The following is an 8,875-nucleotide window of genomic DNA, read 5'->3' as shown; positions in this document are numbered from 1 at the left end:
TACAATATTTCCGGAGTATGTACCTGCGGCTGTGGTTTTCTTTAAACGTATATAAACCTTTGTTGAAGCTATTGCGCCTATACCACCAATGGTAACTGTACTGGCAAAATTAACACCATCAGTACTCGCCTCGAATCCAGGTGGGGGTGTAACCAATATCCTGTCGGACATACCCGTACCTGATACCATGAAACTGGTTGGTGATGACGGCGTGCCATAAGCTGTATTTACTGAGGATGGTGTGCCGGTAGCGGTAATAAACGGATTCGGGGCAGTTACTGTGCTTAACGGCATTATTACATTTACAGTTGTTGCGCCGGGGCTGGTTAAAACAATATTGCCAGAGTATGTACCCATCGGCGTTGTGCTTTTTAAACGGATATATGCTGTTCGGGAAGTTATACTGCCCGGGCCATTCATAGTTACTACGTTATAATAATTGCTATTATCTAAGCTTACCTCAAACCCTGTTGGCGCACTAACTACCAAGTTGCCGGTAGCGTTCGAGGCTCCTGCCATAAAAGTTGCCGGGGTAGATGGGGTACCAAAGATAGTAGATACTGCCGATGGCGTTCCGTTAGTAGTTATTACCGGGGTTGGAGCTGCTGCATTAACTGTTATATTAAACGTTATTGGTGCGCCGCAATCCGCCCTTGTTAAATAGAAATTACCTACCGAGAATGGTCTTGCTCTAACATTGATGGTTTGTGTTACTAAAAGCGTTGTTGTGTTAATAACCGAGACATTATTACTTCCGCTATTACAAACATAAAGCAAACTGCCATCATCACTGATAGATAAACCCGTAGGTGTGGCCCCGGTGTTAATTGTTGTAATAATTGTATTATTTGTTGTATTAATTACAGCTATATTACCATCGGCCGAGTTTGCCACATACAAACGGCTACCATCTGGGCTTATGGCTACGCCCTTTGGTTTGTTGCCGGGGACTACGAATGTTGTAACGAGATTTGTAGTAGTATTCACTACCATAATTTCATTTAAAAACGATTCAACAACATATAATTTACTTCCGTCTGGACTTAACAAAGTAAAATCAGGATTAGAGTTTAGTATTATAGTGTTAGTTACTGCTTTTGTAGCTATATTTATTACTGATACCGTAAGACTATTATTATTAGCCACATATAATTTACTACCATCGAAATTTAACGAGAGGCCAATTGGACTTTGTCCTACCGGTATGGTGGCTATTATTGTATTGTTTAAAGCATCTATTATTGCAACAGTGTTTGAGCCCGAATTTGCTACATAAATCGTTTGGTTATCGGGGCTTACCGCTATTGCACCAGGAGTTGAAAAGCCGGGTATTGTTGCCAGTACTCTGTTAGTAGGCATATAAATAACGCTCACATCATTAGAACCCTGGTTTGCTATATAAACCCTGTTGTAGTCATGGCTTACCATAACGCCATAGGGGTTAGTACCCACCGGCACGGTAGTAAGTAAAGTATTTGTAGTTGCGTTTATTACCGAAACTGTATTCGCGTCGAAATTAGGTATATAAAGCAATGGCGGTTGTGGCGTAGGGCCTGCGGGGGTGGCTGTAATGGTAGCCGTGATGGGGTTACCTGTTGTGTTTGTTGCTGTAAATGTAGCAATATCACCGGTACCGCTGGCCCCAAGGCCAATAGCCGTGTTATTATTAGTCCAGTTATACGTGCACGTGGTTACGGGGAAATTAACAACCACAGTTTGACTACCTGCATTAACAGTTTGATTGCTTTGAGCTTTTAAAACAGCGGGTAAAACGATCAAAAACAAAATAATTTTGATCCGTAATACATGCTGTTTTAAAGGTTTCACGTTCCTAATTTACATTTAGTTCCAAATCATTGCAATAGTTACCTGTCAATATTAATCAAACATAAACTAAAAAAGAGGCTCAGTTTATGGGCCTCTTTTTTAGTTATCGACAGGACTAATATCTCTAATCTTCAATTACTATTTCTTCTTCGCCTGCACCTGTTGTTGATTACGCATCATTTCTTCCATTTTAGCGCTGAAGCCTGATTTTTTCTTTTTATCCTCAGGTTTCTTTTTGTTTTCCTGTATCTGGGCGTGGATCTTTGTATCATCAACCATTAAGCGGATAATATATTGCTGTAAGAAGGTTAACATGTTAGCCAGGAAGTAATAATAATTCAAACCTGCCGGATAGCCATTCAACGCGCCTAAGAAAATTACCGGAGTGATATAACCAATGTATTTCATTTGGCCGCTTACGCCTGATATCTGATTGTTAAAGTAAGTATATATCAATGTTGATATGGTCATCAACAAACACATTAAACTCAAGTGATCACCTATGAATGGTATACTGAAACCAAAATTCAATATAGAATCATAAGTCGACAAATCATGCATCCATAAAAAGCTTTGTCCACGCAGCTCAAACAAGCCCGGGAAAAAGCGGAAGAACGCGATAACAATCGGCATCTGTATCAGCAATGGCAAACAACCACCTAATGGATTTACGCCGGCCTTTTTATAGAGCTTGAGGTATTCTTGCTGTAATAAGGTAGGATTATCTTCGCCAACTTTAGCTTTGATCTCGTCCATCTCGGGCTTTAACACCCGCATCTTAGCCATTGATAAGTATGACTTGTAAGTAAGCGGTGATAAAACTAATTTCAAGATGATAGTTAATGCCAGTATGATTAAACCGTAGTTCCAGTTAAACTGGGTCAGGAAATTAAACACCGGTTGTACTGCATAGCGGTTAATATATTTTAAAGGGCCCCAGCCCATGTAAATTTGCTTCTCAAGGCTATGGCCTTGTGCCTGCAATGTTTTAAAATGGTTAGGGCTAAAGTAAAAATCAAGCGGAAAAGTACCATCAGCATCACGCGCTAATACCAGGTTAGCTTTTAGCTGTTTAATATCAGCATGGTTTGTGGTATCTGTACTTACTATTAAATTAGATTTGCTGAAACCGTCTTTTGACATCAATACACTCGAAAAGAAGTGTTGTTTAAACGATATCCATTCCATCTTTTTATCGCTGATGTCCTTGGTATCGTCCTTGGTATCGCCGAAGTAATCATAGTTCTTTTCGGTATCAAAGTACCCTATATAAGAGTTCTGATGATCAAGCGTACTACCTTTTTCTAATCTATGCAGGCTGCTTTCCCAGTTTATATTAATGCTGCTGCTATTGGCAATTACATTATCCAGGCCTGTTGCTTTAATAGTTAAGCCAACTTTATAGCCTTCGCCTTTTAAAGTATATATATAGTCAATATATTGCGTTGGGCTATAGCTTAAACGCATGGTTATGGCTGATGAATCCTGGCCGGTAACCTGTAAACCTGCGGCACTTGGTGTAAAATACCTTTCGCTGGTATTAACATTAGCTACGCCTGCGGCAAAGCTAAATCCAAACTTATTGGCATCGCCATCAAATAAAACCAGTGGTTTTTTATCAAACGTTTTAAAGTTTTTTAACTCGACCGAGTATATGTGGCCACCGCGTGTACTTAATTTTAGTTTAAGATCTTTGTTCTCAACCGTAATCAATTTTTCTGTACCATTTAAAGTAGCGCCGAACGGGCTTTTTAACGCGGCAGTATCAACTGGTTTATTAGCAATCTTTGCAGTATCAATTATGGCAGCCGCAGGAGTTTTAATGCCTGCTCTTTTTAATGAATCCTGGTGTTGTAATGCTTTTTCTTTTGCGATCTCGGCCGAACTAGGTTTTAAAAACCAAACCGAACCGGCTATAATGATCATGATCAGGAATAATCCTGTAAACGTATTTCTATCCATTTCTATCGTATCGTACTCAAATTAACTATTTCTTCCGGGCATAAGCCATTGAAGCGGCGACAAAGTTAATAAAAAGTGGGTGCGGATTAGCAACTGTTGATTTTAATTCGGGATGAAACTGCGCGCCTACAAAAAACGGATGATTTTTCAGCTCAACTATCTCCACCAGATTGTTCTCCGGGTTAAAGCCCGATGGTGTTAAACCGGCTGCTTCATATTGTTTAAGATACTCATTATTAAACTCATAACGGTGCCTGTGGCGCTCGGTTATATGTTGTTGTCCATATATGGCAAATGCTTTGGTGCCCTTTTTTAAATCGCAGGCGTATGAGCCTAAGCGCATGGTACCGCCTTTATTTACTACTTTCTTTTGCTCTTCCATCATGGCAATAACCGGGTTCGGGGTATCCGGATTCATCTCGGTGCTGCTGGCATCTTTTAAACCCAGTACATTACGGCCATACTCAACCACCGCGCATTGCATACCTAAACAGATACCAAAAAACGGAATATTATTTTCACGCACATAACGTATCGCTTCTATTTTACCTTCAAAACCGCGCTCGCCAAAGCCCGGTGCAACCAGTACACCGTGCAACCCAATCAGCTTTTCAATGGCATTATCAGGCGTTAATTCTTCTGACGGGATATAGGTAACTTTTACCTTGCACTCGTTTTTAGCGCCGGCATGTATAAATGATTCAATGATTGATTTATAAGCATCCGGCAACTCCACATATTTACCAACCAAACCAATTTTAACCTCGGATGTTGGATTTTTTAATCTACCCAAAAAGTTTTTCCAGTTTTCTAAAGCAGGTTCTGTTTTATGCGGAAGTTTTAACTTGGTTAATACCGTTTTATCCAATTGCTCTTTCAGCATCAACAAAGGCACATCATAAATGGTTGATGCGTCTATCGACTCGATAACCGCGTTGATATTTACGTTACAAAATAGCGCAATTTTTTTGCGGATATCCATATTTAAATGATGCTCTGTACGGCAAACCAAAATATCAGGCTGGATTCCATACTCCAACAACATTTTAACCGAGTGCTGGGTAGGTTTGGTCTTTAATTCGCCGGCTGCGGCCAGGAAAGGTATCAGGGTAAGGTGGATCACTAATGAATTACCAGAACCTACCTCCCATCTAAACTGTCTTACTGCTTCTATATAGGGTAATGATTCAATATCACCTACCGTACCACCTAATTCGGTTATAACAATATCATATTTGCCGTCTTCACCCAGTATGCGGATGTTGCGTTTAATCTCATCTGTAATATGCGGCACAACTTGTACTGTCTTGCCTAAAAAAGCGCCCTCGCGTTCTTTATTTATAACATTTTGGTAAATGCGGCCGGTAGTAATGTTATTGGCTTTTGATGTTGGTGTATTTAAAAAACGCTCGTAATGACCAAGGTCCAGATCTGTTTCGGCGCCATCCTCGGTAACATAACATTCGCCGTGCTCGTACGGGTTTAATGTCCCTGGGTCGATGTTGATATAAGGGTCGAATTTTTGGATGGTTACGCTGTATCCGCGCGATTGTAATAGTTTGGCTAAGGAAGCCGATATAATGCCTTTTCCTAACGAAGAGGTAACACCGCCCGTAACAAATATGTATTTAGTCATGATTTTTGTTGAAATCGGCAGCAGTTTTAAGCCGCTGCTAATTGTTTGTGTACGGGATACAAAAGTAAGAATATTTTTGGGGTTTGGGTTAACAAAATGCAATTGTTGAAAAGGTTTTGGGAGAATGCGGAATCCTGATTTCTTTTTAAACAAAAGAAGAAATATTTTCTTTCTACATAACTATAAGTCATAAAAAAATATGAAGAAGGTACTATTGTTATTTGCCCTGTTATTTATTGCCGAAACCAATTTCGCTCTGCCAAAAAACAAAGACGGGTATGAAAAATACCTGTACTCATTAAACATGATGTCGAAATTATTCTCCCGACTGACAGAAAACGCCGACTTGATAGCCCGCAAACCAGACAGGATCAGCTTTAAAAACCTGGCTGTTAATTTTAATAAAAAAGTTGGCGTGCTAATTATCAATCAAAACAATTTAATAGCCCTAATTACCAAAGGCGGATTTAACGATCATCACTTTAACAACTCGCTACGCATAATGCAAACCAATGTGATTGACCTGCGGAAAATATTGATCAGCAACCGCCCTCTAATAGATAATCTAAAGATCCCCGACTTTAACACTGCCGAAATTTACAATAACATTGATACCCGCATCTATGAAAACGATGAACTGATAAGGCAGATCCCAAAAAACCGCCGCAGCAAAGCCTTTAAGCGTAAGGTGGTTGATAACTTAACCCAGGCTGTAGTGATATTGAACGAGTGCCGTGGTAAGGTGGCGGCCCTGTATAGTAAGGTAAAATAGAAAATTGATTGAAGGTAGGGTGTCATGCTGAGGCCCTCGAAGCATGCGGGCGGGCCTTTGCGCTCACCCTTCGAGTGCCTCAGGATGACACCCGAAAATTATTTAAGCAATTCCAAATCCTCAGGCGTATCTACCGCATAAGTTTCCAATTCCGTCTCCGCTACTTTAATACGATAGCCATTTTCTATCCAGCGCAGCTGTTCAAGGCTCTCGGCTTTTTCTAAGGCTGATATGGGTAGTTTGGTTATCTGCTGCAAAACATCAGCGCGATAGCCATAAATACCTATGTGTTTAAAAAATGAATAAAACTCCAGCCAGTTGGCAGGCTCCTCTCCCCTGATATGTGGTATAGGCGAACGCGAAAAATAAGCAGCCTCGCTTAGTTTATTTACAATAACTTTTGGGGTATTGGGATTATTAAGTTCCTGTTCGGTCTTAACCTTCTTTACTAAGGTGGCTATCTGCACATCGGGCGAAGTAAAGCAATTGGCCAGCTTGGTTATCTGTTCAGGGTCGATATAAGGCTCATCGCCCTGTATATTTATAATTACGTGATATTGAGAGTGCGCCCTGGCAACTTCGGCACAACGGTCGGTACCGCTTTGATGATCGGCGCTGGTCATTACAGCTACACCGCCGAAGGCTGTTACATGATCAAATATGCGTTCATCATCTGTAGCAATGATTATTTCGGTTAAATGACCGCACTTTTTAGCCTGCTCATAAACCCGCTGAATCATGCTTTTGCCGCCAATATCAATCAATGGCTTACCCGGGAACCGGGATGATGCATAACGTGCTGGGATGATACCGAGTATTTGCATGTGTGTTATTGTTGTACGTTTAACGTTATACTTAGTACGTTAGTAATTTAAGGTAAGCGTATAACGCAATACGTCCCACGTCAAACCTAAAACAGTCCGTTTATTTCCCGCTCAACCATTTGGATGATTGATGACATATCCTCAGTATTATTAGCAAAGTCAAGATTATCCTTGTCTAATACCAACAGTTTACCCAGTTTATAGCCGTTTATCCATTTATCGTACTTCTCATTCAATTTTGATAAATAATCTATACGGATGCCTATCTCATACTCCCTGCCCCTGCGCTGTATATTATTTACCAGTGTAGGTACCGATGCTTTTAAATACACCAGCAGGTCGGGAGGTTTAATGTACTCGGTTATATTGTTAAATATTGATTCGTAGTTTTCGTAATCGCGGCTGGTCATCAAGCCCATATCATGCAGGTTCTCTGCAAATATGTACGCATCTTCATAAATGGTTCTGTCCTGTATAATATCACGACCGCTTTTTTGTATGTCAATGATCTGGCGGTAACGGCTGTTCAGAAAATAAATCTGCAGGTTAAAGCTCCAGCGTTTCATGTCGCTGTAAAAATCTTCCAGGTACGGATTATTATCAACAGCTTCATATAAAGGTTCCCAGCCGTAATTTTTGGCCAGCAGTTCTGTGAGGGTAGTTTTACCAGCTCCTATGTTTCCAACAATAGCTATATGCATATGTGCTAAAGATATAATTCAAAAGTTAAAAGTCAAAATTGATTTTAGTTCATGGTTCATGGCTATGAACTATCAACCATGAACCATCATCTGCCTAAAAACTCCTAAACCCAATTATTTCCCTAACTTCTTTAATAGTTTTGGCGGCGCTTTCTCTTGCTTTGATTGCTCCGTAACGGGCCACCTGGCGCAGGTATGGCGCATCATTGGCAATATCATTTATCCTCTCGCGGATTGGGGCGGTTGCGATGATCATATCCTCGGCTAATTGTTTTTTCAAATCGCCGTAACGGATCTGCATGGTATTGTATAGATTATCAAAATGAGCAATGGTATCGGGAGCTGATACTACTTTCATCAGATCAAACAGGTTCTGTATCTCCTCAGGCTTTTGCTGATTTTCGGCTGTCGGGCCACTATCGGTAACGGCACGCATAACTTTTTTGCGGATAACCTCGGGCGAGTCTGAAAGGAAAATAGCGTTGCCCTCTCCTTCTGATTTACCCATCTTTCCTTTGCCATCCAATCCTGGAATCTTCACCAAATTCTGGCTGAAATTGAACGCGTACGGCTCGGGGAAATATTCTTTATTATATAAGCGGTTAAAACGATTACCAAAGGTGCGGGCCATTTCAAGATGTTGTTCCTGGTCTTTTCCTACGGGTACTTTGGTGGCTTTGTGTATCAATATATCTGCAGCCATTAAAACCGGGTAAGTTAGCAGGCCGGCGTTTACATTATCCGGATGCGCGCGTACTTTATCTTTAAAGGATGTACTGCGTTCCAGTTCGCCTAAATAAGCGTTCATGTTTAGGTAGAGGTATAACTCGGCTATTTCCTGTACGTCTGATTGTACGTAGATAGTGGCCTTCTCCGGGTCAATACCGGCAGCCAGGTACTCAACCAGCACATTTTTAATATTAACATGCAGGTTATCAGGCGTTGGGTGCGTGGTAAGCGAGTGCAGATCGGCAATAAAAAAAAAGCAGTTGTACTCGTGCTGCATTTTCACGAAGTTTTGTATCGCACCATAATAATTACCCAAATGCAGATTCCCGGTAGACCTTATACCACTAACAACAGTTTCCATAGCGGCGAAAGTAAGTATTTTTTATATTTTTGAAGACGATGAAAATATTTTTAAAGAAACTGC

General features: G+C 40.7%; 7 protein-coding genes. 1 reads left to right on the top strand and 6 read right to left on the bottom strand.

Features of this window, described 5'->3' with window-relative positions:
• From JWQ34_RS12320 to JWQ34_RS12310, 3 genes are all read right to left on the bottom strand, one after another.
• On the bottom strand, positions 1 to 1,827 hold a 1,827-nt coding region (locus JWQ34_RS12320), incomplete at its 3' end, for a beta-propeller fold lactonase family protein (RefSeq protein ID WP_299357576.1).
• Positions 1,828 to 1,965: 138 nt separating this feature from the next.
• Positions 1,966 to 3,789, bottom strand: coding sequence for a membrane protein insertase YidC (gene yidC, locus JWQ34_RS12315; protein ID WP_299357575.1), 1,824 nt, complete (start codon positions 3,787 to 3,789; stop codon positions 1,966 to 1,968).
• A 25-nt stretch (positions 3,790 to 3,814) separates the two neighbouring features.
• Positions 3,815 to 5,425 carry a CTP synthase gene (locus JWQ34_RS12310; protein WP_299357574.1) on the bottom strand — a complete coding sequence of 537 codons (1,611 nt, stop codon included), beginning with the start codon at positions 5,423 to 5,425 and terminating at the stop codon, positions 3,815 to 3,817.
• A gap of 199 nt (positions 5,426 to 5,624) precedes the next feature.
• On the opposite strand from JWQ34_RS12310, the gene JWQ34_RS12305 reads away from it, so the two are divergent.
• Positions 5,625 to 6,197: a hypothetical protein gene (locus JWQ34_RS12305; RefSeq protein WP_299357573.1), complete on the top strand. Its 573-nt coding sequence runs from the start codon at positions 5,625 to 5,627 to the stop codon at positions 6,195 to 6,197.
• 98 nt (positions 6,198 to 6,295) lie between these two features.
• Here the strand turns inward: JWQ34_RS12305 and kdsB are convergent, their stop codons facing one another.
• From kdsB to trpS, 3 genes are all read right to left on the bottom strand, one after another.
• Positions 6,296 to 7,021 (bottom strand): 3-deoxy-manno-octulosonate cytidylyltransferase, encoded by a 726-nt coding sequence (kdsB, locus tag JWQ34_RS12300; protein ID WP_299357572.1) that lies wholly within the window; start codon positions 7,019 to 7,021, stop codon positions 6,296 to 6,298.
• Between the two features lie 86 nt (positions 7,022 to 7,107).
• Entirely contained in the window at positions 7,108 to 7,722 is a 615-nt protein-coding gene (locus JWQ34_RS12295) for a deoxynucleoside kinase (RefSeq protein ID WP_299357571.1), read from the bottom strand.
• A 94-nt stretch (positions 7,723 to 7,816) separates the two neighbouring features.
• Entirely contained in the window at positions 7,817 to 8,812 is a 996-nt protein-coding gene (trpS, locus tag JWQ34_RS12290; protein ID WP_299357570.1) for a tryptophan--tRNA ligase, read from the bottom strand.
• Positions 8,813 to 8,875: the final 63 nt, after the last annotated feature.

The organism is Mucilaginibacter sp., assembly GCF_028288185.1.
Taxonomy (GTDB): Bacteria; Bacteroidota; Bacteroidia; order Sphingobacteriales; family Sphingobacteriaceae; genus Mucilaginibacter.
Note: the sequence above shows the minus strand (reverse complement) of the source record. Positions and strands in the feature narration are given on the sequence as shown.